This window comes from Micromonospora olivasterospora (assembly GCF_007830265.1).
In the GTDB taxonomy this organism is placed as follows: domain Bacteria; phylum Actinomycetota; class Actinomycetes; order Mycobacteriales; family Micromonosporaceae; genus Micromonospora; species Micromonospora olivasterospora.
In genome coordinates, this window is record NZ_VLKE01000001.1 from 5701066 (window position 1) to 5726911 (window position 25846).

The window sequence follows — 25846 nt, forward strand, 5'->3', positions numbered from 1 at the left end:
CGTCCGCGACGTGCGCGGGCATGTTCCTGACCGGGCACGCAGTGTGTCGATGGCGTGAAGCTCTCAAGCTCACTTACCGATACCCGTCCGGAGACGACGCCCCAGCGCCCCGTTACCTAATGAGTCCCGAACGGCCCGCCGAGGTCCGCGGAATCTGCGGAGCAATAGGGCTGTCCGACTGGCAGGGGTGCGGTAATCCGACTGTCCTGTATTCCCTGTCCGCTGATCACAGTGTGTTGCGGCTAGGGCTGTAGCGGTTCCAGGATCCACCGGCAGCGGCGTGGTGGCGGTGGGTGGTGGTGTGGTGGAAGCCGAGGGCCTGGGTGACAACCGGTGCCGGGGACTGGAGGACGAGTTGGTGCAGTGCGGCCAGGTGACCGGACGTACGCCGGGGACGGCGGCGGTGCCGGCGCAGGCGAGCGCGACCAGTCCCGCAGCGACAGCCAGCGGTACGGGGACGTCCCAGGCCCGCGCCGCCAGGGGAGCGAGGGCGTAGCCGCCCGGCGAGCAGTGACCCGGCCAGCAGGCCGACGGCGCCGCCCTGTTGCAGCAGCACCCAGACGCCGTCGCCGCCGAGCCGGTCGACGGCGACGAGCGGGCCGAGGGTGAGCGGGACGGCGGCGGCGCCGTTGCACACGCCGTGGGCGAGCAGGCTGGTCCAGTACCAGTCGCGGGCGCGGACCGCCCGCCAGCCGAGCGTCAGGTCGTCGCGCAGCGAGCGGCGGGGCGTGGGGACGTGGCGTACCCGGGTCACCGACAGCAGTAGGGCGCTGAGCGCGAAGGACGCGCCGTCGATGACGAATGCCCAGCCGGGGCCGGCGGCCCAGACGAGTCGCCCCTGCGTCGGTGACCGCGCGGGTCGATGCCCTGCTGCGGTGCGGGTTCGTGCGCCGGATCCCGTCGACCGTCGACGGGCGCCGCATCGACGTCGAGCTGACCGAGGCGGGCCGGGCCGCCTGGCGGGCCGCGATCGACGTGGTCGCCGCCGAGGAGCGCCGTCTGCTCGACGCCCTCAGCGGCGAGGAGCGCCGGCTGCTGTCGGACCTGCTGCGCCGGGTCGCCCTGGTCGCCGAACGTCCCGCCCGGTAATCCGGCAACCGCGCCCGCCGGCCCGCCGCCCGGGCTTACGTTGGCTGCGGGCCGCGTCCCTGCCCGCCGACGGGCGGGAACGTCGCGCGGCCGGAAGGGGGCTTCGTCATGCGGATCGCGATCATCGGCGCCGGCAACGTCGGCGGGGCGCTCGCGGCGGCCGCCGCTCGCGCCGGGCACGACGTCACCGTCACCGCGGCGCACCGGGAGCGCGCCGACGCCGTCGCCGAGCGAGCCAACGCGCGGGCGGCCGACAGCCCCGCCGACGCGGCCCGCGACGCGGACGTCGTCGTCCTGGCCGTCCCGGCCGCGGTGGCGGCCCCGGTGCTGCGGTCACTCGGCGACGAGGCCAACCGCCCGGTCGTCGTCGACGTCACCAACCCGCTCAACGACTCCTACAGCGACCTGACGACCTTCGGCACCAGCGTCAGCGAGCAGCTCGCGGCGCAGGCCCCGAACGCGCGGATCGTCAAGGCGTTCAACACCCTCTTCGCGTCCCGGCACGGCAACCCGACTGAGGACGGCCAGCGCCTCGACGGCTTCTACGCCGGCGACGACCCCGACGCCAAGGCCACCGTGGCGCGGCTGCTGGAGTCGCTGGGGTACCGGCCGATCGACGCGGGTGGCCTGCGGATGGCCCGCAGCCTCGAGGAGATGGCGTTCCTGAACATCACCCTCAACGCGCGCAACGGCTGGCCCTGGCGCTCTGCCGTCCAACTCGTCGGCCCCACCGGTTGAGCGGCGGACCCGGAAATCCGGTGGCGGCGCGTCGCGGCGCGCTGGCAGGGTGGCCGCCATGACGGACCAGGCCCTGGCGGGCGCACTCGCCGACGAGCGACGCCGCCTCGTCTTCGCCGCGATCACCCTCGGCGACTCCGACACCGCGGCGGTCGTGGCGCGTACCGGGATGGGCGTGCGGGACGTCGCCACCGCCGTGCGGCGGCTCGTCGACGCCGGCCTGGTCACCGACGCCGGGCCGGGCCTGCGCGTCGACGACGGCCGGCTGGGGGAGATGGCGCGCATCCGTACCGGGGATTCCGCTGCTCTGGCGCGGTCGCCGGCCGCCGCGGTGCTGCGGGCCTTCCTGCGCGACGGGGTCCTGGTGCGTTTCCCCGCTCAGCGGGGGAGGCGGCGGCACCTGCTGGAGCACATCGCCGCCCGGTCCTTCGAGCCCGGGGCGCGCTACCCGGAGCGCGCGGTCGACGAGGCGCTGCGGGCGTGGTGCGACGGCGGCGAGGCCGACCACGTCACGCTGCGCCGGTACCTGGTCGACGAGCGGCTGCTCGCCCGCGACCAGGGCGTCTACTGGCGACCCTGCCCCGCCTGACCCGCCCGGCGGGGCAGGGCTGGCGAAAGTCGGTCGACCGGGCCGCGACGAGCCCGCCTACGGCGACGACCCGTACGCGCGGCACTGGTGGGAGAAGCGAGTTGACGGCGCCGGCCTGACGCGCTGAACAAGGAGACGGAACTTGAGTCGCACAGACTCAACTTGACACCTTCGGCCCAGGAGAACCGAGGAGGCACGAACCATGTTGATGCGCACCGACCCGTTCCGTGAGATCGACCGGCTCGCCGAGCAGTTCTTCGGCACCACCACCCGCCCGGCCGTCATGCACATGGACGCCTACCGCGACGGGGACTACTTCTACGCCGCGTTCGACCTGCCGGGGGTGGACCCGGAGAGCATCGACTGCACCGTCGAACGCGACGTGCTCACCGTCCGCGCGCAGCGCCGTCGCCCGACCGGCGACAAGGTGGAGCTGGTCGCCGCGGAACGCCCGATGGGCACCTTCAGCCGGCAGCTGTTCCTCGGCGACACCCTCGACACGGACAACCTGGAGGCCGGCTACGACAACGGGGTGCTGACGCTGCGCATCCCGGTGGCCGAGCGGGCCAAGCCGCGGCGGATCGCGGTCGCCGCCGGCAACGGCAACGGCAACGGCCGCAAACAGATCGACGCCTGATACGTGTACGGGTCCATCTCGGGGCGCCCCGATCCGCGTCCGGCGCGGGCGGCGGGTATCGGGCGGACCTGCCCGTCGGCGTCGGCCACCAGATACCACCGCCCGGCCTTGAGCACCACGCCGAGCGGGGCGAGCCGGCGGGTCACCTCCCGCGGCGCCTTCCACCGCCGGTACCGCACCCGGATCAGCCGGTCCTCCCACACCGCGTGAGCCAGCGCGGAAGGTGCGGGGTGGGCTCCGGGTCCCGGAACCAGCCGGGTGCGTCCAGGTGGAACCGCTGCCGGATCAGCCCACCCCGGTCGGCCGGGCCGGCGGGCAGCGCGGCGAGCAGCTTCAGCTCCGCCGCCGCCAGCGTCGGCCCCAGGCCCAGATCGGCGGCCGCGCCGGGTATCCCGGCGAGGAACAGCGCCTGCGCCTCGTCGCCGGTCGTCCCGGTCAGCCGGGTGCGGTAGCCGTCGACCAGCCGGTACCCGCCGGCCGGCCCCCGGTCGGCGTAGACGGGCACGCCCGCCGCGCCGAGGGACTCCACGTCCCGGTACACGGTGCGCACCGACACCTCGAGGGCGTCGGCGAGCTGCCGCGCGGTCATCCGCCCCCGCGACTGCAGGAGCAGCAGCAGGGCGACCAGGCGGCTGGCACGCACCCCGGCACCGTATCCCCACCGCCGACCGGCCGAGAACCGGCGGCCGGGGCCGGACGCTGCCAGAGAACGGGTACGGCGGCGCGCCTCACCGCCGATCCGGCCCCGGGCTGAGAGTCTTTCTCGCATGTCCCGTCCCGAGGTTCCGGTGCTGTCCCGACCGTCGGCCCCTCCGGTGCTGCCCGGTGCGGGGCCCGAGGACTTCACCGAGGCGTGGCTGCGCAACCGGCGGCTGTCCGAGCACACCCGCGACGCGTACCGGCGGGACGTGGCCGGCTGGCTGGCCTGGTGCGCCACCCGGGAGCTGGACCCGCTGCGGGCGACGTTCCTCGACGTCAACGCCTACGGCCGAACGCTGGAGGCCACCCCGGCCGGGCGTAACGGACAGCCGCTGACCCCCGCCACCGTGGCCCGCCGGCTGTCGGCCCTGTCCAGCTGGTACGACTTTCTGGTCAAGCTTCGGGCCGTCGACGCCAACCCCGTGGCCGGGGCGGACCGGCCCCGCGTGGACCGGGACCACTCGGCGACCGTGGGGCTCACCCCGCAGGAGGTGGACGCGCTGCTGGCCGCCGCCGAGGCGGACACCGGCCCGACCGCCGTCCGTAACCGGGCGGCCATCGCGCTGCTGGCCGACCTGGGACTGCGGGTGGGCGAGCTCGTGTCGCTGGACGTGACCGACCTGGGCAGCGAGCGGGGGCACCGCAGCGTGCGGTTCGTCGGCAAGGGCGGAAAGCACCGGCGGCGGGCGCTGACCCCGTCCACCGCGTACGCGATCGACGCCTACCTGGCCGCACGGGCGGCGGCGCGGAACGTGGCGCCGCACGAGCTGACCGGGCCGCTGCTGGTCACCTCGACCGGCGCCCGCCTGGACCGGCACTCGGTGTTCCGGCTGGTGCGCCGGCTGGCCCGGGACGCCGGCATCCCGTCCTGGGCGAAGCTGTCGCCGCACTCGCTGCGGCACGCGTTCGCCACCACCGCCCGCGCCGAGGGCGTGCCGCTGGAGGACGTGCAGGACGCCATGGGGCACGCCGACCCGCGGACCACCCGCCGCTACGACCGCGACCGGCACAACCTGGACCGGGACCCCGCGTACGTCATCTGGGCCGCCCGGGCCCGCCGCGGCGGCTGACCCGAGGCAACCGCGGGGCGGCGCGCCCGGCCCACCGGCCGGCGCGCCGCCCGCGTGCGGTCAGCCCTGTGGGCGGGGGCAGACGCAGAACGGCTGCCCGACGGGGTCGAGCAGCACCGTCCACCGCTCGCCGCCGGGCTGGTGCTCCGGCTTCGACGCCCCAGCCGCGCAGAACGCCTCCTCCGCCGCGGTGCGGTCGTCGACGTACACGTCGAGGTGGTAGCGCTTGCCGCCGCTGGGGTCCGGCCAGGCCGGCGGGGCGTACCCGTCGACCAGGCCGAAGCCGATGGCCACGCCGCCGCCGGTGACCATGGCGTACTCGGGTTGGCTGTGGGTGATCTCCCAGCCGAGGACACGGGCGTAGAACGCGGCGTGGGCGGCCGGGTCGGAGGAGTCGAGGTTGACCATGCACAGGTCGCCGGTGATCGTCATGCCGGCCAGCCTGCCGCGGGTACCTGACATCCGCTGGCAGGTGCCCGCGGTGACCGCCGACACTCAGCAGAGCAGGTCGAGGTGCTGGTGGGCGTCGGCGGCGACGTCCTCGTGGCGCAGCCGCCGCCGCGCCCACAGCCGCGCGGCCGCCTCCGCCTGCTCGTCGCCCCACGCGGCGTGCTCCACCAGCAGCGCCGTGGTCAGCGCCGCCGCGGTGCGCAACGCCAGCCCGCGCGCCCCGGCGACCACGCCGGCGGCGCGCGGGTCGGCGGCCACGTCCGCGAGGGCGGCGGCCAGCTCCGCGGTGACGGCGGCCAGGGTGTCGGCCAGTGCGGGCGAGATCGGCCGGGCCAGGTCCACGGCGGCGTCCAGCCGGCGCAGCAGCGGCGCGCCGGCGTCCTCGCGGGTGACCGCGCGCAGCACGTCCAGGGCCAGGACGTTCGTGGTGCCCTCCCAGATCGGCAGGACCTGCGCGTCGCGCAGCAGCCGGGGCACGCCGGTGTCCTCCACGTACCCGGCGCCGCCGAACGCCTCCACGTACTCGCTGGCGGAGGAGACGGCGAGCCGGCCGGTGGCGAGCTTGGCCAGCGGCGCGACGACGCGCAGTTCGGCGGCGGCGTCCGGGTCGGCGCCCACCTCCGCGCGGCCGAGCAGCGCGAACGCGTGCCCGGCGAGGGCGAACGCGGCGGCCGCGTCGACGGCGAGCGCGCCGAGGGTGGCCCGGTGCAGCGGGTTGTCGGCCAGCCGCCCGCCGGCGATCGTGCGGGCGTCGGCGTACGCGCGGGCGTAGGCCAGGCCGCGGCGCATCCCGCCGGCCGCGGCGGCCGCGTTGTGCACCCGGGTCACCACGACCAGCGTCATCGCCCGCACCAGGCCGGGCGCGGCCGGGTCGCCCAGCGGCAGCGCGTACGCCTCCCGCAGCCCGATCTCGGCGGTGGGCAGCGCCCGGGTGCCCAGCTTGTCCTTGAGCCGGTGCACGGTGACCCCGGGCGCCGGGGCGTACGGCGCGGCGTCGGCGGCGGTGAGGGGGGAGTCGGTGGCGTAGCGGGGCACCAGGAACGGCGTGAGGACGCGGCTGCCCGTCCCGGCGCCCTCGGGGCGGGCCAGGGCTACGGCCATCGTGGCGTCGGCGGCGGAGCAGAACCACTTCTCCCCGGTCAGCCGCCACGAACCGTCGTCGGCGGGTCGGGCGGTGGTGCCCGACCGGGACAGGTCGGAGCCGCCCTGCGACTCGGTCATCCACTGCCCGCTGACGATCGCGGTGTCGGGGTCGGTGGAGGTCAACCGGGGCAGCCACGCGTCGCGGACGGCCGCGTCGACCTCGGGAAGGCTGAGCAGCGCGGCGGCACCGTCGGCCATCGCCACCGGGCAGGAGAACGTGGCCGACTCCGGCCCGTACAGGTGCAGCAGCGCGTGCTGGACGACCCGGGTAGCGGCGCCCCACGTGCCGCGCGCGGAGTCCAGGTAGGGCAGGGCGACCACGGCATGCCGGGCGGCGGCGGCGCGTTGGGCCCGCCAGCCGGCGGAGGTGTCGATCCGGTCGACGCGGGCGCCCCACGGGTCGTAACGCACGAGCGTGGGTGGGTGCGCCTCGGCGTCGGCGTGCGCGGCGCGCAGCGGCCCGGCGACGTCGGCGGCCAGGTCGGCCAGGCGGCCCTTCGCGGCGGCGTGCCCGGCCGGGCCGAGCTGCCGTTCCAGCCAGGACCGCAGCAGGCCGTCACCGGTGTACGGGTCGTCGGGGGCGGGCACCGGCTGCACGTAACGGGTCATCGTCTCGCTCCAGGGGCGCGGTGTGGCGGGTGTGCGCCGACCGTAGACGATGCGCGGGCGGCGGCGACAGGTGCGAGTTGCTGCGCGCCGGCGGGCGCGTTGCCTACGGTCGGAGGTGATGGGCAGGCGGCAGGCGTGGACGCGGCCGGTCCGGCGTCGCCGGCCGGTGCGCACCGGTCTGCTGTTCGCCGGGCTGGGGCTGGGCCTGTGCCTGATCGGGGTGGCCGGCCTGGGCGCGTGGAACCTGCAACTGGTGACGCGGTCGACCGAGCCGGTGCGGCAGACCGCGGACGGGTTCTTCCGGGAGGTCGCCGCCGGGGACGTCGACCGGGCGTACGAGCGGTTGTGCTCCGAGGCGCGCGGCAAGTGGAGCGCGGGCGGGTTCGGCGCCTGGGTGCGCACCCCGCCGCAGGTCACCGGCTACGAGATCACCGACGTGTCGGTGGCCACCCGCGGCGGCCGGCCGCTCGGCACGGTGACGGTGCGCCTGACCCGCGACGGCGGCGGCAGCGAGGAGCGCCGGCTGCCGGTGGTGCGCGAGGACGGCCGGTGGCGGGTGTGCGGGGACCCGTTCTGACCCCGGGCGGCTTCGACGGCTACCGCGACGACGGCGGGTGCCGGTGGCGTCAACGGCCGCCGAGGTCGCCGGCGCGGTAGTGCCGCCGGCACAGCACCTGGTAACGCACCTCGGCGGTGTCGACGGTGTCGCCGATGACGACCTGCCGGCCCTCGCGGACCACCCGGCCGGCGACGACGCGGGCGTTGAGCAGCCCCTCCCGGCCGCACCAGCACAGCACCTCGACCTGGATGCGGGCCACCTCGTCGGCCAGTTCGAACAGTCGCTGGGCGGCGGGGAACAGGCAGGACCGGAAGTCGGTGGCCAGGCCGAAGGCGTACACGTCGACGTCGTAGTTGTCGACCAGGTCGGCCATCTGGTCGATGTGTTCCAGGTTGTAGAACGACGCCTCGTCGCAGACGAGGTAGTCCACGCGTACGCCCTCGGCCCACGCGTCTCGGACCAGGTCGCGCAGGTCGAGGGCGTCGGTGACCTCGACGGCGGCGTGGGCCAGGCCGATGCGGGTGGTGACCTGCGGGCCGAGGGAGCGGTCGATGCGGGTGGTGACCAGGCCGCGGCGGCCCTGCCGGGCGTGGTTGTGGTTCATCTGCAACGCCATCGTGGACTTGCCGCAGTCCATCGGTCCCCAGAAGAACTTGAGCGCGGCGGCGTGCAGCGGCCGGCCGTCGACGGCGCGGGCGGCGGCGCAGCCGGCGCGGGCGGCGGCGCAGCCGGCGCGGATGTCGTCCGGGCCCGGCAGGGGCGGGCCCGGCAGATCGGGGCGGCGGCGTCGTCGTCGGTCACGTCCGGGCAGCCTATCCCATCGATCGTCGACGATCAGGCCGGTGCGGCGCCGTCCGGCACCGCACCGGCGGCGCGGTCACAGCACGCGGGGCGGGGTGTTGCCGGCGGCGACGATGGCCCGCCGGATGGGCACGGCGGCCAGCAGCGCGAACCCGAGCACGAAGAAGATCAGCAGGGAGACCAGGCCGACGCGGTAGGAGGAGGTGAGCTGGAACACCAGGCCGAACGCCAGCGGCCCGAGCCAGCTGGTGCCCTTGTCGCTGATCTCGTAGAAGCCGTAGTACTCGCCCTCCTTGCCGGCGGGGATGAGCTGGCTGAACAGCGACCGGCTCAGCGCCTGGCTGCCGCCGAGGACCAGGCCGATGGCCCCGCCGAGGATCATGAACGGCACCGGCGCCTCGGCCGGCAGCCGGAACGCCGCCACGATCACCCCGGTCCACAGCACGAGGCTGAGCAGCACGGTCTTCCAGGCGCCGATGCGCCGGGCGAGGGCGCCGAGGGCCAGCGCGCCGCCGAAGGCGAGGAACTGCACCACCAGGATCGTGACGATCAGGGTGTCCTGCTCCAGCCCCAACTCCTCGGTGCCGTACTGGCTGGCCAGGCCGACCACGGTCTGGATGCCGTCGTTGTAGATGAGGAAGGCCAGCAGGAAGAACAGCGTCAGCGGGTATGCCTTCATCTCCCGCACGGTGCGGCCGAGCTGCCGGAACCCGGCGGTGACCACGTTGCCGCCCCCGCCGCCGCGCAGCGCTTCGGCGGTGGGGTGCTCGCGCAGCCAGCGCAGCGGCACGAGGGTGAACGCGGCCCACCACACGCCGGCGGAGACGATCGACCAGCGGGCCAGGTCCAGGGTGCGCTGCGGGTTGCCCTCCTCGCTGAGGGCGCTGACCGCGGCGAGGTTCAGCGCGAGCAGCAGGCCGCCGCCGAGGTAGCCGAGCGCCCAGCCGCGGCTGGAGATGGCGTCCCGGTCATCGGGGCCGCCGAGTTGCGGCAGGAACGAGTTGTAGACCACCACGGCGGCGCCGAAGGCGATGTTGGCGATCAGGAACAGCACCCCGCCGAGCAGGTACCGGTCGCCGGTCACGAACACCATCGCGATGGTGGCGCCGGCACCGGTGAACGCGGCGCCGGCCAGCAGCGTCTTCTTGCGGGCGGAGCGGTCGGCGACGGCGCCCACGACCGGCAGCACGAAGACCGTCAGCAGCACCGACAGGGAGATCAGGTACGGCACGTAGGAGCCGACGGCGACGGCGATGCCGAGCGGGTGGACGTACCCGTCGCGGCACTTGTCCTCGATGTCGCAGCCGGCGGCGACCTTGGTGACGCCGGTGAGGAAGGGTCCGAGGAACACGGTGATGACGGTGGTGGAGAACGCGGAGTTCGCCCAGTCGTAGAAGTACCAGCCGGTGCGTTCGCGGCGGGTGCTGCCTGGGTGGGCGGGCTCGGCGACGGCGGGGGTGACCGTTTCGGCCATCAGGTTCCTCGATGTTCAGGCGGCCCAGTGGCCGCGGCTGCGGTAGACGTCGCGCAGCACGCCGACGTGATCGGTCATGATGCCATCCACTCCAAGATCAAGTAATTCGTGCATCTCGGCAGGTTCGTCGATCGTCCAGACGTGCACCTGCAACCCGAGCCGGTGGGCGTAGGCGAGGAGCCGGCGGTCCACCACCCGGATGCGTCCGTAGCGGGGCGGCACCTGCGCGGCCACCACCGACGGGGGCAGCCGCAGGGGCCGGCCGTGCAGCGAGGCCATGCGCAGCCGGGCCACGCCGCGCATGCCGAGGCCGGTGGCGACGCGCCCCTGGGTGAGCACCCGCAGCCGGGCCAGCCGGGCGTCGCTGAACGAGGCCAGCAGCACCCGGTCGCCGGCGGCTGCCCGGATCACCGTCTCCACGGTCGGTTCGACCGCGCGGTCGGCCTTGACGTCGACGTTGAACCGGACGTCGGGCCAGGCGCCCAGCACCTCGTCGAGGCGGGGCACCAGGGCCGCGCCGCCGACGCGTACGGAGGTCAGGTCGGCCCAGCGCAGGTCGGCGATGCGGCCGCGTTCGCCGGTGACGCGTTCGAGGGTGGGGTCGTGGAACACCACGGCCACCCCGTCGGCGGTGGCGTGCACGTCGGTCTCGACGTGCCGGTAGCCGAGGGCGACGGCGCGCGCGAACGCCGCCGCGGTGTTCTCGTCGCCGTCGGCGGCGCCACCCCGGTGGGCGAACGCCAGCGGCGCGGGCGCGTCGAGGTAGCCGGAGGGGCCCTGCACGCACGGCAGTATGCCGGGCGCCGGTGGCCGCCCGGTGACCGGCCGGCGGCCCTCGACCCACGTCAGGGCGGCGACGTGGCGCGAACCGGGCCGCCCAGACCCCGCCACGTCGCCGACATCGCGCGAACCGGCCCGTCGGGGTCAGGTGGCCGGAGGCTGGTGGCGGCGGTGCGAGCGGCTGGTGTCGCTGGGGCGGCCGGGGTCGACGTGCCGGGGCCGGTCGGGCTCGTCGGGGCGCAGCGGGACGAGCGTGTCGGTGATCGCGTCGATGATCCGGTCGGTGGCGCGCCGGGCCGCCCCCGGCGCCGCGGGGTCGATGTCGCTCAGGTCGACGGGGTCACCGAAGCGCACCCTGACCTCGGGGCGGCGCAGCAGGGCCCGGCCGACCGCCCCGGCCAGGCCCTGGGGCGCCCGGTACGGCAGCACCTCGTGGGCGCCCCACTGGGCGACGGGGATCACGAGGGCGCCGCTGGCGAGGGCGAGCCGGGCGGCGCCGGTCTTGCTCCGCTCGGGCCACATGCCGGGGTCCAGGCCGATGCGCCCCTCGGGATAGACCAGGACCACCGAGCCCTCGGCGACGGCGCGGGCGGCGGCGTCGAGGGCCTGGTGCACGGCGGCGGTGCCCCGGTCGACGCGGATGTGCCCGGCGTGGCGCATGGCGGCGCCGACGACGGGGGCGCGGAACAGCCCGGCGGTGGCCATGATCCGCGGCGCGACGCCTCGGACGCGGCAGGCGGCGGCCATCACGATCGGGTCGAACGGGCTGATGTGGTTCGCGGCGAGGATCAGCGGCCCGCGGCGCAGGTGTGCGGGGATCTCGCCGCTGACCCGCAGGCGGGCCAGGGCGCCGACGACGGCGCGGGCGAGCAGTTGGGCGGCGCGCCAGATCAGGGGCGGGCGCCAGGTGTCGGTCGGGGTGTCCATCAGCGGTCGATCGTCGCACGGCGGCGCACGGCCGGGCGGGGGAGGCCCGGATCGGCGGCGGAGGTGATCAAGGTCATCCGCCCGGGACGGGCCGGAGCAGCCGCACCATCTACGACGCCAGGTAGTATTTACTACGTCCCGTAGTACCAACCGCTGGGGGTTCCAGGTGGACGCGTTGGACGTCGCCCGCTGGCAGTTCGGTGTCACCACCGTCTACCACTTCCTGTTCGTACCGCTGACCATCGGCCTGTCCGTGCTGGTCGCGATCCTGCAGACCCGCTGGCACCGCACCGGCGACGAGCGCTACCTCAAGCTCACCAGGTTCTACGGCAAGCTGTTCCTCATCAACTTCGCCATGGGCGTGGTCACCGGCATCGTCCAGGAATTCCAGTTCGGCATGAACTGGAGCGACTACTCCCGCTTCGTCGGCGACATCTTCGGCGCCCCCCTCGCGATCGAGGCCCTCGTGGCCTTCTTCCTCGAATCCACCTTCATCGGCCTGTGGATCTTCGGCTGGGACCGGCTGCCCAAACGCCTGCACCTGGCCGCCATCTGGGCCGCCGCCATCGGCAGCAACCTGTCGGCCTACTTCATCCTCGCCGCCAACTCGTTCATGCAGAACCCCGTCGGCTACCGGATCAACCCCGACGCCGGGCGGGCCGAGCTGACCGACTTCCTCGCCGTGCTCACCAACAAGGTCGCCCTCGTCACGTTCCCCCACACCATCGCCGGCTCGTTCCTCGTCGCCGGGTCCCTCGTCGTCGCCGTCGGCCTGTGGCACCTCGTCCGCAACCGCGACAGCGCCGACACCCCCGCCTACCGCTACGCCACCCGGTTCGGCGCCTGGGTCGTCATGATCGCCACCGTCGGCGTGCTCGTCACCGGCGACATCCAAGGCAAGATCATGACCGAGGTGCAGCCCATGAAGATGGCCGCCGCCGAGGGCCTCTACACCACCGAGAGCCCCGCCTCATTCTCCGTGCTCACCGTCGGCAGCCTCGACGGCAGCCGCGAGGTCTTCGCCATCAAGATCCCCTACCTGCTGTCGTTCCTCGGCACCGGCGACCCCAACGGCACCGTGCAGGGCATCAACGACCTACAGGCCCAGTACGCCAGCCAGTACGGCCCCGGCAGCTACACACCGATCATCCCCGTCACCTACTGGAGCTTCCGCTTCATGATCGCCTTCGGGCTCGCCGCCGCCGCGATCGCCGTGCTCGTCCTGTGGTCGCAGCGCCGGGGCCGCACCCCCACCAGCCGCTGGCTGCTGCGCGCCGGCCTGGCCATGCCCGTGCTGCCCCTGCTCGCCAACGCCTTCGGCTGGATCTTCACCGAGATGGGCCGCCAACCCTGGATCGTCTTCGGCGAGATGCTCACCCGCGACGGCGTGTCCCGCAGCGTCTCCCTGACCGAGGTGCTCACCTCCTTCACCGCCTTCACCCTCGTCTACGCCACCCTCGCCGTCGTCGAGATCAAACTCCTGCTGCGCTACGCCAAAGCCGGCGTACCCGACCTGACCCCCGCGCCCGAACCCACCGACACCGACGACGCCGAGCGCCCGCTCGCCTTCGCCTACTGACCTGCGGAGCCCACCGTGGAACTGACCACCGCCTGGTTTCTCCTCGTCGCCGTGCTCTTCACCGGCTACTTCATCCTCGAGGGCTTCGACTTCGGCGTCGGCATGCTGCTGCCCGTCCTCGGCCGCGACGACCGGGAACGCCGCGTCCTGATCAACACCATCGGCCCCGTCTGGGACGGCAACGAGGTCTGGCTCATCACCGCCGGCGGCGCCATGTTCGCCGCCTTCCCCGAGTGGTACGCCACCCTCTTCTCCGGCTTCTACCTGCCCCTGCTGCTGATCCTGCTCGCCCTCATCGCCCGCGGCGTCGCCTTCGAGTACCGGCACAAGCGCCCCGAGGCATGGTGGAAACGCCGCTGGGACACCGCCATCTTCGTCGGCTCGCTCGTCCCCGCCGTGCTCTGGGGCGTCGCCTTCGCCAACATCCTGCGCGGCGTGCCCCTTTCCGCCGACCACGAGTACGTCGGCGGCCTGCTCGACCTGCTCCACCCGTACGCCCTGCTCGGCGGCGCCACCACCGGCGCGCTGTTCCTCACCCACGGCGCCGTGTTCGTCGCCCTCAAGACCGTCGGCGACATCCGTCACCGCGCCCGCGCCCTGGCCGTCAAGCTCGGCGCCGGCACCGCCGTGCTCGCGGTCGCCTTCCTGACCTGGACGCTGAACATCCGCTCCAGCGCCGCCGCCGTCGTGCTCGCCGCCGGCGCCGCCCTCGCCCTGGTCGGTGGACTCGCCGCCGCCCGGGTACGCCGGGAGGGCTGGGCGTTCACCGGCACCGCCGTGGCGATCGGGCTGGCCGTGGCGACCCTGTTCGCCGCGCTGTTCCCGAACGTGCTGCCGTCCACCCTGGACACCGCCGGCTCGCTGACCGCGAGCAACGCGGCGTCCACCCCGTACACCCTGAAGATCATGACCTGGGTGGCCGTGGTGTTCACCCCGGTCGTGCTGGCCTACCAGGGCTGGACCTACTGGGTGTTCCGCAGGCGCATCGGCGTCGCCCACATCCCGCGGCACTGACCCGCGCCCGGGGCCGGGGACGGCCCGGCCCGGCCCCGGGAAAAACCGGTTTGGCGCCGCCCGAGCCGTGGCTACCGTCGGCAGATGCCCACAAGCGTCGCCGTCCGCGAACTCACCCCCGACGACATCCCCGCCGCCTGGGCACTCGGCGGCCTCGCGTTCGGCTCCGACCCGCAACCCCCGCCGGACGCCACCACCCGCGTCCGGCCCGGCATGACCCCCTACGGCGCGTTCGACCCCGCCGGCCGGCTGTGCGGCAAGGCCGTCGACCTGCACCACGAGCAGTGGTGGTCCGGGCGGGCCGTGCCCGCCGCCGGCGTCGCCGGCGTCGCCGTGGCCCCCGAGGCCCGCGGCCGGGGCGTCGCCCGCGCCCTGCTGGCCGCCCTGCTGCGCGGCGCCCGCGAGCGCGGCGCCGCCGTCAGCGCCCTGTATCCCACCACCACCGGCCCCTACCGGGCCTGCGGCTGGGAGGTCGCCGGCACCCTGCGCACCGTCGACCTGGCCACCGCCGACCTGCCCCGGCACCGGCCCGCCCCGCACCTGAGCGTCCGCGCCGCCGGCGCGCAGGACATGCCCGCCGTCGCCGGCCTGTACGAGCGCGTCGCCCGCCACCGCCGCGGCATGCTCACCCGCCGCGGCGAACTGTTCGACCACCTCGGCGCCACCACCGCCCTGCCCACCGACGGCGTCACCCTCGTCGAGGACGCCGGCGAGCTGGTCGGCTACGTCAGCTGGGACCGCGGCCGCGGCGGCTACGGGCCCGATTCCGTCCTCACCGTCGAAGACGTCCTCGCCACCAGCGCCGACGCGGCCCGGGAACTCCTCGGCGTCCTCGCCAGTTGGCGCAGCGTCGCCCCCACCCTGCGGCTGCGCCTGCTCGACGGCGACGCCGTCACCGCCCAACTGCCCCTGGAGACGGTCCGGGAACACCGGCAGCAGCCCTGGATGCACCGGCCCGTGGACGTGACCCGGGCCGTACGGGAACGCGGCTGGCCGGCGCACGCGCGCGGCGTCGTCGACCTCACCCTCCACGACGACCTCGCCGACTGGAACGCCGGCGCCTGGCGGCTGGAGGTCGCCGACGGCGCGGCCGAGCTGCGCCGGACCACCGGCGAACCGGCCCTGCACCTGAGCGTGCGCGGCTTCGCCCAGCTCTACGCCGGGGCCACCACCGCGGAGAGCCTCGTGCACGCCGACCAGCTCCGGCACCGACCCGACGCCGACCCCCGCGCCCTCGACCTGCTCGCCGCCGGCGGCCCCGCCCAGCTGCTCGACTACTTCTGACCGGGCGCCGCGCGGCGCCCGACGCGGGATCCGGCCCGCCAGCCGCGCTCGCGGGATCCGGCCCGCCAGCCGCGCTCGGCGGCAACGCAGGGGGAGTGCCTCGGCGGCCGTCAATGCCCCGACCGGTGCGGCCGGCCTCCTGGACGTGTCCCGCCGACTGTCGATCGACGGGACCGGCCACGCGAACAGCCGATGCGCGGTGAGTAATCAGGCTGTTACTTTTCGCACCGGAATTCGGTTGATCGCCTGTCGTCGACAGGCGTCCCGACGAGCCCGTGGAGGGGACATGAGACGTGCTCGACCATTGATCGGGTTGGCCGCGCTCTGCCTTGTCGTACCGGCCGCGCCCGCCGTGGCCGCGGCCGCCGCCGCGCCCGTGACCCAACCGGCCAGCGCGGTCTACAGCGTCAGCGGCGGCGAACTGTCGGCGGGGCAGCAGGGCACGGTGCCGTTCACCGTCGCCGCCAGCGACTACACCCCGGCCGGGCACGGCCGCGTGCTGGTCGGCTTCACGCTCGACGCCGCGCCCGGCAGCGCCCTCGACCCCGGCATGATCGTGGTCCGCTCGAAGTCCGGCCCACCGCCGTACGTCTCCGTGCCGTGGCGCGCCGACACCCCCGGCAGCAGGTCCAGCTTCACCGTCGCCGCCCTCGCCCCCGGCGGCGCCTACGACGTCCTGATCAGATCCGACAAGAACACCTCCGGCGCCTACCAACTCTCCGCGTTCCTCGCCGGCGACGCCAACGCCGACTTCACCGTCAACCAGGACGACCTCGTCCTCATCGACTCCCTGGCCGGCACCGCGTACGGCGCGCCCACGTACTCGCCGTGGGCCGACGTGGACCGCAGCGGAACGATCAACCGACTCGACCGGATCGCCGCGGCGCTCAACCTCGGCGCGGCCACCCGACTACGGCTGACGGTCGAGAACCCCCTCGACGAGGCCCTGCCCGCAGACGCGCTCGCCCTGACCGACGTGTCGCCGACCGGCTTCAACCCCGCGTCCACCCCGGTGACGTTCAGCCTCTCCGGAGCGCAGTTCCACGCCGACCCGGCCGAGATGGCGCTCACCGTCAACGACCACCGGGTGCCGGCCGACCGGATCGCCGTCGAGCAGCACCGGGTGAGCGCGGCGTCCGCGCTGACCGACGGCCGCAACGACCTGCGCTTCGCCGGCGTCGACACCCTCGGCCGCCCCCTCTACCACACCGCCACCGTCTGGGCGGGCGCCAACACCCTCCGGGTGGACGTGGTGGACGAGGCCGGCGCGCCGGTCACCGAGCCGGTGAACGTGCGCGTCAGCCTCACCGACGACCAGGACATCTCCGTCGAGCACACCACCTCGACCGGTCAACTGACCGTGCCCAACGTCCCGTCCCGCACCGTCCTGGTCAAGGCCACCGCAAGCGGCAACCGGCACGGCCTCGCGGGCGTGTACGCCGGCGACGGGTCGGTCCGGGTCACGCTGCTCGGCTTCGCCCCGCCCAGCACCGTCGACAACAACGACTTCAGCCAGGGCACGGCGGGCTGGAACACCGGCACCGCCCCGGTCACCATCACCCCGCACGTGGAGGGCATCCCCGGCTCGGCCTCCGCCAACGGCCTGTCGGCGCAGCGCGGACAGCGTGCCTCGGCGCCCCCGATGACCCCGGCGAAGCCCACCGCGACCGACGCGAAGGTGACCCCGTCGAGCATCGTGGACAACGACCTGACCCTCGGCACCGCCGGCGAGGGCGAACAGTCCGTGTCCCGCGCGTTCACCACCGACGAGGACGTGACCGCCGTGCGCGTCCGCTACCGGTTCATCACCAGCGAGGTGCCGGGCGGCTGGTTCGGCTCCGAGTTCAACGACTACTTCCGCATCTCCCTGCGCAGCCAGCAGGGCGGCGGGTCGGCCGCCGAGGCCAACAGCATGAACGGCCTGGGCCTGGGCCAGTTCGACTACGGCAGCGGCGCCACCGGCTGGCGGGAACTCACCCTGCCCGTGGACAAGGCCGGCGACACCATCCAGGTCGACCTGGGCGTGGCCAACGTCGCCGACGACCTGTTCGACTCGCAGGTCGTCGTCGACTTCGTCGAGGAGGTCCGCGACCAGATCCAGCCGAGCCTCACCTGGAACAACACCGCCGGCGGCATGGACCTGCGGTACACCGTGGACAACGGCGAACTCAAGCAGGCCGCCACCATCGACGTGTACTGGGCCAACGGCCCCGGCCACGCCAACCGGCTCGGGACGCCCATCTTCAGCCACTCCGTCCCCGCGGGCACCGCCGCCGGCCAGCACGGGCCAATCCGCATCGCCGGGAACCTGCTGGCCGACAACCCGGCCGGCGCCACCCACCTGATCGCGGTGGCCAGCCCCAGCCGGGTAGGCGCCCTGGCCGACGTGCAGGTGGCCTTCGGCGCCAACGCCAACGCCGCGGCGCTGAGCGCGGCCACCATCGACATCGTCAAGGACAGCCTGCGCGCCGCCGGCCAACGCACCGTCACCATCACCAGCACCGCGCGCACCCCCGCCGACCAGGCGCGGGCGATGTTCCAGAACCTGACCAACGCGGCGAACCCGGTGAGCGTCAACGTCGCCAACCAGCTGGCGCTCTACGCCGCGGCCGGCGACGCGGTCGTCAACAGGTTCGTCCAGCAGACCCAGGGAATGACCCTGCAACAGATCCTGGCCAACTCCGCGACCATCCGCGCCGCCATGGAACAGGAGATCAACAACCAGGGCCCGCAGAACGTCTCCCGCCACTGCGCCGACCCCGCCGTCGTCAACGTCGCCGACCTCGGCGCCGGCGCCTTCAACGCGACCAACGGCCCGCTGTTCGTCAACGCGATCCGCCCGCGGGTGACCCGCTTCATCGACGAGCGCGCCACCAACAACTGCTACCACATCGAGATAACACAGTAGCCGCCACACGATCGGCGGCAGGCGGCCACCGCCGCCTGCCGCCGATCGTGCCCGCCCACGGCAAGCCCGGTCAGCCCGCCTCGCGCAACTCCGCCAGCCGTGCCTCGATCTCCGCCAGCTCGGCGCGCAGCTTCTCCGCCTGCTGCTCGGCCTCCGCCCGCTCCGCGGCCAGGATCTGTTCCACCGCCTCCTGCACCCCCGGCACGTCCACCAGCGCCACCATCTTCAGCGCCTCCGCCGGCTTCACCACGTACGGCTTCGCGAGGGCCTTGCTGCCCTGCTGCGCCGCGACCGTCCACTCGCCGTCGGCGTACGCCAACGTCACCGTCAGCCCCGCCGGCCCCTTCGGCTTGGCCACCTTGGCCGCCCGCTTCGCCGGCTTCGCCTCCGCCTGCTGCTCCACTCTCGGCTCCTCCCGCCGCGCCGCCGGCACCCTCGGCGGGGTGTCCAGCACGAACTCCGGCTCCGCAGCCGGTTGCGGCTGCTCGACCACCGGCTCCGGCCGCGCCTCGGCCGCCCTGCGCCCCGCCCCGCGCGGCGCGATCGCCACGTCGGCGGGGGAGAACGGCAACTCGTCGCGGCCGAAGCGCACCACCACGTACTCGTCCGACTCCGCCGGATCGGCCAGCTCCACGACCTGACCCACCTGGCCGGCGATCTGACCGGCGGAGGCGGTGAACACCACCTTCGGCTTCCGGCCGGCCGCCAACGCCTCCCGAATGCCCTCCACCTCGTCCGTGGACAAACCCTCGCCGCCGCCCATCACAACCCTCTTCCGTACACCTGTCTGATTCCTGCCTTGATACCAGTCGGCCCCGACAGCGCGAAGATCAGCCCCCGCTCGGGCGCCACTGCGACGGCGCTCTCCGGCACCGGGCCGATCATCGCCGGTAACGTCACCGCCGACACCCGACGGCAGGGGAGCGGCCCGGATGAACCCAGTCACCATCGTCACCGGCGGCAGCCGCGGCATCGGCGCCGCCACGGCCCGCCGCCTCGCCCACGACGGCCACCACGTCGTCGTCGGCTACCGCCGCGACCACGACGCCGCCGCCCGCGTCGTCGCCGACATCCGCACCGCCGGGCGCCACGGCATCGCCGTCGCCGCCGAGGCGGCGGACCCCGAGCAGATCCAGCGGCTCTTCGACACCGCCGCCGACCTCGGCCCCCTGACCGGCCTGGTCAACAACGCCGGCGTCACCAGCCCGATCGGCCCGTTCACCGACCTGCGCGTCGACGACCTGCGCCGCGTCGTCGACGTCAACCTCATCGGGTACGTCCTGGCCGCCCAGCAAGCCGCCCGCCGGATGAGCGCCGGCGGCGCGATCGTCAACGTCTCATCCGCCGCCGCCACCCTCGGCAGCCCGGGGGAGTACGTCCACTACGCCGCGGTCAAGGCCGCCACCGACACCCTCACCGTCGGCCTGGCCAAGGAACTGGCCCCGCGCGGCATCCGCGTCAACGCGGTCGCCCCCGGCATCATCCGCACCGACCTGCACGCCGTGTCCGGCGCGCCCGACCGCCCCGACACCGCCGCCGGCCGCATCCCGATGGGCCGCGCCGGGCAGCCCGACGAGGTCGCCGGCGCGATCGCCTGGCTGCTCGGCCCCGACGCCGGCTACACCACCGGCGCCGTCCTGCGCGTCTCCGGCGGCCTCTGACCGCTGCGGCGGGGCGGCCGCGATTGGCTCCATGGCGGCGACATGGGGGTATCCGAGTCCCCTGGATGCCCCCATGTCGGTGACACGGAGTGGATCACCCCGGCCCACCCGTCAAACCGTGACGCCCCGGCCCGCCCGCGTCAGGGTTTGACGGCGAGCACGGGCCGGTCGGCGTCGAGCAGGATGCGCTGCGCTCACCGTCAGGGCGCGCGCGAGGCCGCGCGGGTCGACCCTCGGACCGTAGCCGGACGATGTACTCACCGGGGACCGGCCGAAGGCCCGGCGCGGCGTCCGTCGCCCTGACCGGTGACGGCGACGCGGGCGCCGCCGCGGCCGGTACGGCGGCCAGGGCGTTGCCTGCGGCCACCAGCAGGGCCACCAGGACCCGTGATCTCATGTTGCCTCCCAGAATCGCCCGGCGTCATCGAGAGGGCGATGAACGTCCGGGCGCGGAGGCACGCCAGGTCGAGCGATGGCGAAACGTCAATGCCTCGCCCGCAGGTCGGCATGGATTCGATAATGTACATTATGTCAAGTAGACAGGTCAGGTGCCTCCTCCGGCCCCGACCCAAGCCCCTACGCCGCCGACTCAGCCACCGACAGCGACCGCTCCGCCGGCAGCCGCGCCGCGACGACCGCGGTCAGCAGCACCAGCCCACACAGCGCGGGCAACGCCACGGCGAGACCGAACAGCGCCGCGACGGCCGGCCCCAGTGCCGCGCCGATGAGCGCCGCGACCGCATCACCGGCCTGAAACGCCGCCGCCACCCGACCGCGCACCGCGTCCCCGGTGGCGGTCTGGACCCGGTGCACCGACACCACGAGCGCCACGGCTCCCGGCACCCCGGCGGGCGGCGGTTGACGGAGCGGGACCTGCACCGGGTGCTTGACGGCGCGGCGCTGGTCACGGACGGCCCTTCCCGCTCCCCCTCTCGGCGGCCTCCCCACCGACGCGAAAATAATGCATAATATGCCTTATGTACGAAAAACAGGACGAATCGGTGGTCGGGTTGATCGAGGAGTTCCTGACGGCCCGGGCGACCCGCAAGCCCTCCCCCCACACGCTGGCCGCCTACCGGCGGGACCTGCTGGCCGTCGCCCACCTCGCGGCGGAGGGTGCCACCCCTCCCCTCCCCCTCGACGACCTGACGATCACGGCCCTCTCCCCCCGCACTATGCGCGCGGCGTTCGCCCGCTTCGCCGCGCCCGCGCCGCCGCGTCCGTGCACCGGGCCTGGTCGACGTGGAACAGTTTCTTCACCTTCCTGGTGGCCGAGGGGGTCGTGCCCGGCAACCCGATGCCCGCCGTGGGCCGGCCCCGGGCGCCGCTGCCCCACCCCAAGCCGCTGCGCGGCGACGACACCCCGGAGGAGTTGCTCGCGGCGGTGGCTCGCGGCGACGGCCGGCAGCGCGACCCGTGGCCGGAGCGGGACCTGGCCGTGCTCGCGCTGGCGCTGTGCGCCGGGCTGCGCCTGTCGGAGTTGCTGGCGTTGCGCGTCGCGTCGCTGGCGGGCCGGCCCGGTGAGCGGCGGGTCGACGTGGCGGGCAAGGGCGGACGGCCTCGGGTGGTGCCGATTGAGGCGGACCTGGACCGCCTGCTGGCCGACTACCTGGACAGCCGGGCCCGCCGGTTCGGCGCCCGCAGCGTGCGGCCGGACTCGCCGCTGCTGGTGGACCGGCGGGGCGAGCCACTGCGTCGGGGCGGCCTGCAGTACCTGGTGGAGTCCTGCTACCGGCGGGCGGGCATCGGCGACCGGGTGCCGCGCGGGGCGCGGTTGCACGCGTTGCGGCACACGTTCGCGACGCGGTTGGCCGAGGATGGGGCGAGCGCGGCGGAGATCATGCGGTTACTGGGGCACGCGTCGTTGGCGTCGTCGCAGACGTACATCGAGGTGACGGCGGGTCAGCAGCGGGCGGCGGTGGCGTCGAACCGGACGAACCGGGCGTTGGCGGGGCTGGGGGGCGGGGGCCGGGTGGGGTGACCGGTCGCGGTGGGTGTGGCAGGGTGGGGGTACGCGACTGGCGGCACCGGGGATGGGATCGACCATCGGGGAGCTCGTCGTGGGGGTCGTCCGCCTGGGCTCCCGCGGGCGAGGTGTCGCATGTCTGCTGTGGGTACGACGACTGCGCGGGTGCTGTCCGGCAAGCCGGTGGCGGAGCGGGTGTTGGCGGAGATCGCCGAGGGGGTGGCGGCGTTGCGGGCGGCGGGGGTGACGCCGTCGTTGGCGACGGTGCTGGTGGGTGACGACGACGCGAGCGTCGGGTACATCCGGATCAAGCAGCGGCAGGCGGCGGAGTTGGGTTTCGCGTCGCCGCATGTGCATCTGCCGGCGTCGGCGTCGCAGGCGGATCTGCACCGGGTGTTGGAGGAGTTCAACTCCGACGCGGGTGTGCACGGGGTGTTGGTGCAGCATCCGATTCCGGGGCATCTGGACTACGACCGGGCGTTGCAGGTTCTCGATCCGGACAAGGACGTGGACGGGATGCATCCGGTGAACATGGGCCGTCTGGCGTTGGGGTTGCCGGGTCCGCTGCCGTGTACGCCGGCGGGAATCGAGGCGTTGTTGGCGTTCCACGGGGTTCCGGTGGCGGGTCGGGAGGTGGTGGTCCTGGGTCGGGGTGCGACGTTGGGGCGGCCGTTGGCGATGTTGTTGGCGCAGCAGCGGCCGACGGCGAACGCGGCGGTGACGGTGGTGCACACGGGGGTGGCGGACTGGGCGCGGTACACGCGGCGGGCGGAGATTCTGGTGGCGGCGGCGGGGGTGCCGGGGATCGTGCGGCCGGAGCATGTGCGTCCGGGTGCGGTGGTGGTTGGTGGTGGGGTGCGGTACGAGGGGCGGCGGTTGCTGCCGGATGTAGACGAGTCGTGTGCGGGGGTGGCGGGGGCGATCACGCCGCGGGTCGGTGGGGTGGGTCCGACGACGGTGGCGATGTTGTTCCGTAACGCGTTGGCGGCGGCGCGGCGGGCCGCGGGCTGACGGCTGCGTGTCTTCCGGCCGTGGGAGGGTTGCCGGGTGTTGAGGGTGTTGCTGTGTTCGGTGCTGGTGTTCGTGGCTCTGGGTGGGGTGGGGATCTGGTTGCGGCGGCGCCGGGGCCGGTGACGCCGGGCGCGTGCCTGCTGGCGGTGAGGGGCGACACAGCGCTTCCCGCTGGTCGGGGCCGGGTGGGGGTGGGTGGGCAGAATGGCGGCCCGTGGATCCCTTGTCGCTGACCACCCTGCTCGCTGCGGCCGCGATGGCCGGTTGGGTCGATGCCGTTGTCGGCGGGGGCGGGTTGCTGCTGTTGCCGGCGTTGCTGGTGGCCGCGCCGGGGGTGCCGGTGGCGATGGCGTTGGGTACGAACAAGCTGGCGGCGATCTTCGGTACGTCGACGGCGGCGGTGACGTATGGGCGGCGTACGAAGCTGGACTGGCGGGTGGCGGGGCCGGCGGCGGGGTTGGCGGTGTTGTTCGTGCTGACCCGGCCGCGGTTGGGGGTGGTGGCTCATCCGCACCGGCGTACGGGGGTGCGGGTCGTGGTGGCGGTGGCGGTGGCGGGGTTGGGCATCGCGCTGTACGACGGGTTGATCGGTCCGGGTACGGGCACGTTCCTGGTGTTGGCGTTCACGGCGCTGATCGGGGCGGATTTCGTGCATGCCTCGGCGATGGCGAAGGTGGTCAACGCGGGTACGAACCTGGGTGCGTTGGTGGTGTTCGCGGCGACGGGGCACGTGTGGTGGCTGCTGGGGGCGGCGATGGCGGTGTGCAACGTCGCCGGAGCCGCGCTGGGCGCGCGGATGGCGTTGCGGCGCGGCTCCGGCTTCGTGCGGGTGGTGCTGCTGGTGGTGGTGGGGGCGTTGGTGGCGAAGTTGGGTTACGACCAGTGGCGGGCGGCCTGAGTTTCGGGCGGGGCCGGGGCGCCGCGGGTGGCTGGTTGGGTCAGGCGTGGCGGACGACGTCGTCGTAGTCGAGGCGGGGCAGTCGGGGGAACCAGGCGTCGGGGCCGGGCTTGCCGATGTTGACCACGAGCAGGGACTTCCAGGAGTTGTCGGTGAAGAAGTCCTTGTCGACGCCGGCGTGGTCGAAGCCGGCCATGGGCCCGGCGGCGAGGCCGGCGGCGCGGACGGCGAGTAGCCAGTAGCCGATCTGGAGGGCGGCGTTGAAGCGGGCCATCTGTTCGCGGGCGGCGGGGTCGCCGGCGAGGGTGTCGCGCATCTCGGGGCGGATCGGGAAGACGCGGGGGACGAACTCGTGGAAGTCGGTGTCGGCGGCGAGTACGGCGACGACGGGGGCGGAGGCGGTCTTGGCGCGGTTGCCTTCGGCCATGTGGGTGAGCAGTCGCTGGCGGGGTTCGCCGTCGCGGATGAACAGGACGCGCAGTGGCTGGGTGTTGGCGGCGGTGGGCGGGTACTTGGCGAGTTCGAAGATGGCGCGCAGTTGTTCGTCGGTGACGGGTTCGTCGGTGAAGGTGTTGGCGGTGCGGGCGTCGGTGAACAGTTGGGCCTGCGCGTCGGGGTGCAGGGTGATCGGGTCGCTCATGGGCTCCTCATTCTCGCGAAGCCGCTCCACTTACCGGAGGGGCTAGCTTTTTAGTAGCGCATTGCCGCGTCAGCGTAGCGCGTATCCTGGGGCCATGACGACGAGGCCCGAGGCGAGCGCGGTCCCCCGCGCGTGCGACGCCGGTCTGGCGCTGGCCTTCGCGTTCCTCGGCAAGCGGTGGAACGGGGTGCTGCTGGGCACTCTCGCGGTCGGGCCGGCGGGCTTCGCGGAGCTGGCCCGCGCGCTGCCCGGTATCAGCGAGTCGGTGCTGTCGGACCGCCTCGGCGAGCTGTGCCGGGTGGGCCTGGTCTCGCGCACTGTGCGCCAGGGCCCGCCGGTGGGGGTCAGCTATCAGCTCACCGACCGCGGGGCGGCCCTGGCGCCGGCGCTGGAGGCGCTCGCCCGGTGGGCGCACGAGAATCTGCCGGCCGAGGCGGGACGCGCCGGCGGCTGCTGACCCCGGTTGTGTGATCATGGGCGGGTGCCCGTCCGCGCCGAACACGACCGGGCCGTCCTGGCCGAGCTGCTGGGCCGGGATCCGGTGCTGCACGCCTACCAGCTGGGCGACCTGGACGACTTCTTCTGGCCGTACACGTCGTGGTATCGCCGGGGCGACCAGGTGGCGCTGCTGTACCACGGCGTGGCCACCCCGACGTTGCTGGCGTTCGCCGCCCCGGAGCGGGCCGGTGAACTGGCGACGCTGTTGGACGAGCTGGCCCCGGTGTTGCCGGCCCGGCTGTGGGCGCACCTGTCTCCCGGCCTGGACGCCACGGTGGCCCGCTGGTACGAGGTGTCCGACGCCGCCGCGCACCACCGGATGGCGTTGACCGATCCGGCGCGGCTGGCGCAGGTCGGCCCGGCCGGGGAGGTGCTCGGCCGGGCGGACCTGCCGGCGCTGCTGGAGCTGTACGCGGTGGCGTACCCGGGGAACTGGTTCGACCCGCGGATGCTGGACACGGGCCAGTACGTGGGTGTGCGGGACGCCGGGGAGCTGGTCGCGGTGGCCGGGGTGCACGTGTTCTCCCCCACCTGGCGGGTGGCCGCCCTGGGTAACGTCACCACCCATCCGCGCGCGGGGCCGGGGCCTGGCCGCGGCGTCGGTGTCCGCGCTGTGCGCGCGGCTGCGTGCCCGCGTGGACCATGTGACGCTCAACGTGCGGGCGGACAACACCGCCGCGGTGCGCCTGTACGAGCGGCTCGGCTTCACGCGGGTGGCCGACTTCACCGAGTGCGGGCTGCGCCGCCGGGCGTGACCGTCGCGGGGCGCTGGCTCGGGGCGGGCCCGGCGGGGCGTGGTGTGGTGTGGTGTGGGCCTGATCC

General features: G+C 74.2%; 28 protein-coding genes, 1 pseudogene and 1 riboswitch. Of the genes and pseudogenes, 16 read left to right on the forward strand and 13 right to left on the reverse strand.

What is annotated here, in order from left to right:
• Positions 1-226: 226 nt before the first annotated feature.
• A complete protein-coding gene (locus JD77_RS34185; RefSeq protein WP_342799665.1) occupies positions 227-754 on the reverse strand; it encodes an MFS transporter in 528 nt (175 codons plus the stop codon).
• Between the two features lie 92 nt (positions 755-846).
• Here JD77_RS34185 and JD77_RS26125 point away from each other — a divergent pair, with 92 nt between their 5' ends.
• The 4 genes from JD77_RS26125 to JD77_RS26140 all read left to right on the forward strand — a co-directional run bounded on the left by JD77_RS26125 (position 847) and on the right by JD77_RS26140 (position 3053).
• Complete coding sequence (locus JD77_RS26125) at positions 847-1089, forward strand: helix-turn-helix domain-containing protein (protein ID WP_145776582.1); 243 nt, start codon at positions 847-849, stop codon at positions 1087-1089.
• 108 nt (positions 1090-1197) lie between these two features.
• Entirely contained in the window at positions 1198-1827 is a 630-nt protein-coding gene (locus JD77_RS26130) for an NADPH-dependent F420 reductase (RefSeq protein ID WP_145776583.1), read from the forward strand.
• A 58-nt stretch (positions 1828-1885) separates the two neighbouring features.
• Positions 1886-2416: a DUF2087 domain-containing protein gene (locus tag JD77_RS26135; protein WP_145776584.1), complete on the forward strand. Its 531-nt coding sequence runs from the start codon at positions 1886-1888 to the stop codon at positions 2414-2416.
• Positions 2417-2618: 202 nt separating this feature from the next.
• Positions 2619-3053: an Hsp20/alpha crystallin family protein gene (locus tag JD77_RS26140; RefSeq protein ID WP_145776585.1), complete on the forward strand. Its 435-nt coding sequence runs from the start codon at positions 2619-2621 to the stop codon at positions 3051-3053.
• Here JD77_RS26140 and JD77_RS35880 read toward each other — a convergent pair.
• Positions 2936-3256: a WYL domain-containing protein gene (locus JD77_RS35880; protein ID WP_484213890.1), complete on the reverse strand. Its 321-nt coding sequence runs from the start codon at positions 3254-3256 to the stop codon at positions 2936-2938. The genes JD77_RS26140 and JD77_RS35880 overlap by 118 nt on opposite strands.
• Positions 3238-3696, reverse strand: a complete 459-nt coding sequence (locus JD77_RS26145; RefSeq protein ID WP_484213891.1) for a helix-turn-helix transcriptional regulator — start codon at positions 3694-3696, stop codon at positions 3238-3240. The genes JD77_RS35880 and JD77_RS26145 overlap by 19 nt, the downstream gene beginning before the upstream one ends.
• Before the next feature lie 124 nt (positions 3697-3820).
• Here JD77_RS26145 and JD77_RS26150 point away from each other — a divergent pair, with 124 nt between their 5' ends.
• Positions 3821-4822: a tyrosine-type recombinase/integrase gene (locus JD77_RS26150; RefSeq protein ID WP_145776586.1), complete on the forward strand. Its 1002-nt coding sequence runs from the start codon at positions 3821-3823 to the stop codon at positions 4820-4822.
• Between the two features lie 60 nt (positions 4823-4882).
• Here JD77_RS26150 and JD77_RS26155 read toward each other — a convergent pair whose 3' ends face one another.
• Together JD77_RS26155 and JD77_RS26160 are read right to left on the reverse strand one after the other, a co-directional pair.
• Complete coding sequence (locus JD77_RS26155; RefSeq protein WP_145776587.1) at positions 4883-5254, reverse strand: VOC family protein; 372 nt, start codon at positions 5252-5254, stop codon at positions 4883-4885.
• A 63-nt stretch (positions 5255-5317) separates the two neighbouring features.
• Positions 5318-7024, reverse strand: a complete 1707-nt coding sequence (locus tag JD77_RS26160) for an acyl-CoA dehydrogenase family protein (protein ID WP_145776588.1) — start codon at positions 7022-7024, stop codon at positions 5318-5320.
• A 118-nt stretch (positions 7025-7142) separates the two neighbouring features.
• On the opposite strand from JD77_RS26160, the gene JD77_RS26165 reads away from it, so the two are divergent.
• A complete protein-coding gene (locus tag JD77_RS26165) occupies positions 7143-7601 on the forward strand; it encodes an Rv0361 family membrane protein (RefSeq protein ID WP_145776589.1) in 459 nt (152 codons plus the stop codon).
• Positions 7602-7650: 49 nt separating this feature from the next.
• On the opposite strand, the gene JD77_RS26170 is transcribed toward JD77_RS26165, so the two are convergent.
• The 4 genes from JD77_RS26170 to JD77_RS26185 form a co-directional block, all read right to left on the reverse strand.
• Positions 7651-8322: a thymidine kinase gene (locus JD77_RS26170; protein ID WP_145776590.1), complete on the reverse strand. Its 672-nt coding sequence runs from the start codon at positions 8320-8322 to the stop codon at positions 7651-7653.
• 138 nt (positions 8323-8460) lie between these two features.
• Positions 8461-9858, reverse strand: a complete 1398-nt coding sequence (locus JD77_RS26175) for an MFS transporter (RefSeq protein ID WP_145776591.1) — start codon at positions 9856-9858, stop codon at positions 8461-8463.
• A 15-nt stretch (positions 9859-9873) separates the two neighbouring features.
• Positions 9874-10641, reverse strand: coding sequence for a glycerophosphodiester phosphodiesterase family protein (locus JD77_RS26180; protein WP_145776592.1), 768 nt, complete (start codon positions 10639-10641; stop codon positions 9874-9876).
• 141 nt (positions 10642-10782) lie between these two features.
• A complete protein-coding gene (locus JD77_RS26185; RefSeq protein WP_145776593.1) occupies positions 10783-11565 on the reverse strand; it encodes a lysophospholipid acyltransferase family protein in 783 nt (260 codons plus the stop codon).
• Between the two features lie 166 nt (positions 11566-11731).
• On the opposite strand from JD77_RS26185, the gene JD77_RS26190 reads away from it, so the two are divergent.
• From JD77_RS26190 to JD77_RS32495, 4 genes are all read left to right on the forward strand, one after another.
• Positions 11732-13144: a cytochrome ubiquinol oxidase subunit I gene (locus JD77_RS26190; RefSeq protein WP_145776594.1), complete on the forward strand. Its 1413-nt coding sequence runs from the start codon at positions 11732-11734 to the stop codon at positions 13142-13144.
• Positions 13145-13159: 15 nt separating this feature from the next.
• Entirely contained in the window at positions 13160-14158 is a 999-nt protein-coding gene (cydB, locus tag JD77_RS26195) for a cytochrome d ubiquinol oxidase subunit II (protein ID WP_145776595.1), read from the forward strand.
• An 84-nt stretch (positions 14159-14242) separates the two neighbouring features.
• Entirely contained in the window at positions 14243-15442 is a 1200-nt protein-coding gene (locus JD77_RS26200) for a GNAT family N-acetyltransferase (protein ID WP_145776596.1), read from the forward strand.
• Positions 15443-15728: 286 nt separating this feature from the next.
• Positions 15729-18350 (forward strand): hypothetical protein, encoded by a 2622-nt coding sequence (locus JD77_RS32495; protein WP_170286550.1) that lies wholly within the window; start codon positions 15729-15731, stop codon positions 18348-18350.
• A gap of 70 nt (positions 18351-18420) precedes the next feature.
• Here JD77_RS32495 and JD77_RS26210 read toward each other — a convergent pair whose 3' ends face one another.
• A complete protein-coding gene (locus JD77_RS26210) occupies positions 18421-19113 on the reverse strand; it encodes a hypothetical protein (RefSeq protein WP_145776597.1) in 693 nt (230 codons plus the stop codon).
• Between the two features lie 169 nt (positions 19114-19282).
• Here JD77_RS26210 and JD77_RS26215 point away from each other — a divergent pair, with 169 nt between their 5' ends.
• Positions 19283-20011, forward strand: a complete 729-nt coding sequence (locus tag JD77_RS26215; RefSeq protein ID WP_145776598.1) for an SDR family NAD(P)-dependent oxidoreductase — start codon at positions 19283-19285, stop codon at positions 20009-20011.
• Positions 20012-20587: 576 nt separating this feature from the next.
• On the opposite strand, the gene JD77_RS26220 is transcribed toward JD77_RS26215, so the two are convergent.
• Positions 20588-20842, reverse strand: coding sequence for a hypothetical protein (locus tag JD77_RS26220; protein WP_145776599.1), 255 nt, complete (start codon positions 20840-20842; stop codon positions 20588-20590).
• A gap of 146 nt (positions 20843-20988) precedes the next feature.
• Between JD77_RS26220 and JD77_RS26225 the strand changes: the two are divergent.
• From JD77_RS26225 to JD77_RS26235, 3 genes and pseudogenes are all read left to right on the forward strand, one after another.
• A pseudogene (locus tag JD77_RS26225) lies at positions 20989-21992 on the forward strand (tyrosine-type recombinase/integrase).
• 30 nt (positions 21993-22022) lie between these two features.
• Positions 22023-22099, forward strand: a riboswitch (ZMP/ZTP riboswitch).
• Positions 22100-22121: 22 nt separating this feature from the next.
• Positions 22122-22988 (forward strand): bifunctional 5,10-methylenetetrahydrofolate dehydrogenase/5,10-methenyltetrahydrofolate cyclohydrolase, encoded by an 867-nt coding sequence (locus JD77_RS26230; protein ID WP_425463577.1) that lies wholly within the window; start codon positions 22122-22124, stop codon positions 22986-22988.
• Between the two features lie 214 nt (positions 22989-23202).
• Positions 23203-23886, forward strand: coding sequence for a sulfite exporter TauE/SafE family protein (locus tag JD77_RS26235; RefSeq protein ID WP_281292125.1), 684 nt, complete (start codon positions 23203-23205; stop codon positions 23884-23886).
• A gap of 40 nt (positions 23887-23926) precedes the next feature.
• Here the strand turns inward: JD77_RS26235 and JD77_RS26240 are convergent, their stop codons facing one another.
• Complete coding sequence (locus tag JD77_RS26240) at positions 23927-24526, reverse strand: malonic semialdehyde reductase (RefSeq protein ID WP_145776601.1); 600 nt, start codon at positions 24524-24526, stop codon at positions 23927-23929.
• Positions 24527-24620: 94 nt separating this feature from the next.
• Between JD77_RS26240 and JD77_RS26245 the strand changes: the two genes are divergently transcribed.
• Complete coding sequence (locus tag JD77_RS26245; RefSeq protein WP_145776602.1) at positions 24621-24983, forward strand: winged helix-turn-helix transcriptional regulator; 363 nt, start codon at positions 24621-24623, stop codon at positions 24981-24983.
• A 95-nt stretch (positions 24984-25078) separates the two neighbouring features.
• On the opposite strand, the gene JD77_RS34190 is transcribed toward JD77_RS26245, so the two are convergent.
• The gene (locus tag JD77_RS34190; RefSeq protein WP_246140962.1) at positions 25079-25585 is read right to left on the reverse strand and encodes a hypothetical protein; all 507 of its coding nucleotides are present in this window, start codon (positions 25583-25585) and stop codon (positions 25079-25081) included.
• A gap of 41 nt (positions 25586-25626) precedes the next feature.
• Between JD77_RS34190 and JD77_RS34195 the strand changes: the two genes are divergently transcribed.
• Complete coding sequence (locus tag JD77_RS34195) at positions 25627-25779, forward strand: GNAT family N-acetyltransferase (RefSeq protein WP_246140964.1); 153 nt, start codon at positions 25627-25629, stop codon at positions 25777-25779.
• Positions 25780-25846 lie beyond the last annotated feature (67 nt).

What these genes read in the sequence shown, in the direction of transcription:
- JD77_RS26200 (WP_145776596.1), top strand. Translation starts at nt 14,243, where the DNA reads ATGCCCACAAGCGTCGCCGTCCGCGAACTCACCCCCGACGACATCCCC.
- JD77_RS26135 (WP_145776584.1), top strand. Translation starts at nt 1,886, where the DNA reads ATGACGGACCAGGCCCTGGCGGGCGCACTCGCCGACGAGCGACGCCGC.
- JD77_RS26175 (WP_145776591.1), bottom strand. Translation starts at nt 9,858, where the DNA reads ATGGCCGAAACGGTCACCCCCGCCGTCGCCGAGCCCGCCCACCCAGGC.
- JD77_RS32495 (WP_170286550.1), top strand. Translation starts at nt 15,729, where the DNA reads ATGAGACGTGCTCGACCATTGATCGGGTTGGCCGCGCTCTGCCTTGTC.
- JD77_RS26210 (WP_145776597.1), bottom strand. Translation starts at nt 19,113, where the DNA reads ATGGGCGGCGGCGAGGGTTTGTCCACGGACGAGGTGGAGGGCATTCGG.
- JD77_RS26240 (WP_145776601.1), bottom strand. Translation starts at nt 24,526, where the DNA reads ATGAGCGACCCGATCACCCTGCACCCCGACGCGCAGGCCCAACTGTTC.
- JD77_RS26150 (WP_145776586.1), top strand. Translation starts at nt 3,821, where the DNA reads ATGTCCCGTCCCGAGGTTCCGGTGCTGTCCCGACCGTCGGCCCCTCCG.
- JD77_RS26160 (WP_145776588.1), bottom strand. Translation starts at nt 7,024, where the DNA reads ATGACCCGTTACGTGCAGCCGGTGCCCGCCCCCGACGACCCGTACACC.
- JD77_RS26165 (WP_145776589.1), top strand. Translation starts at nt 7,143, where the DNA reads ATGGGCAGGCGGCAGGCGTGGACGCGGCCGGTCCGGCGTCGCCGGCCG.
- JD77_RS26245 (WP_145776602.1), top strand. Translation starts at nt 24,621, where the DNA reads ATGACGACGAGGCCCGAGGCGAGCGCGGTCCCCCGCGCGTGCGACGCC.
- JD77_RS26130 (WP_145776583.1), top strand. Translation starts at nt 1,198, where the DNA reads ATGCGGATCGCGATCATCGGCGCCGGCAACGTCGGCGGGGCGCTCGCG.
- JD77_RS26215 (WP_145776598.1), top strand. Translation starts at nt 19,283, where the DNA reads ATGAACCCAGTCACCATCGTCACCGGCGGCAGCCGCGGCATCGGCGCC.
- JD77_RS26155 (WP_145776587.1), bottom strand. Translation starts at nt 5,254, where the DNA reads ATGACGATCACCGGCGACCTGTGCATGGTCAACCTCGACTCCTCCGAC.
- JD77_RS26140 (WP_145776585.1), top strand. Translation starts at nt 2,619, where the DNA reads ATGTTGATGCGCACCGACCCGTTCCGTGAGATCGACCGGCTCGCCGAG.
- JD77_RS26185 (WP_145776593.1), bottom strand. Translation starts at nt 11,565, where the DNA reads ATGGACACCCCGACCGACACCTGGCGCCCGCCCCTGATCTGGCGCGCC.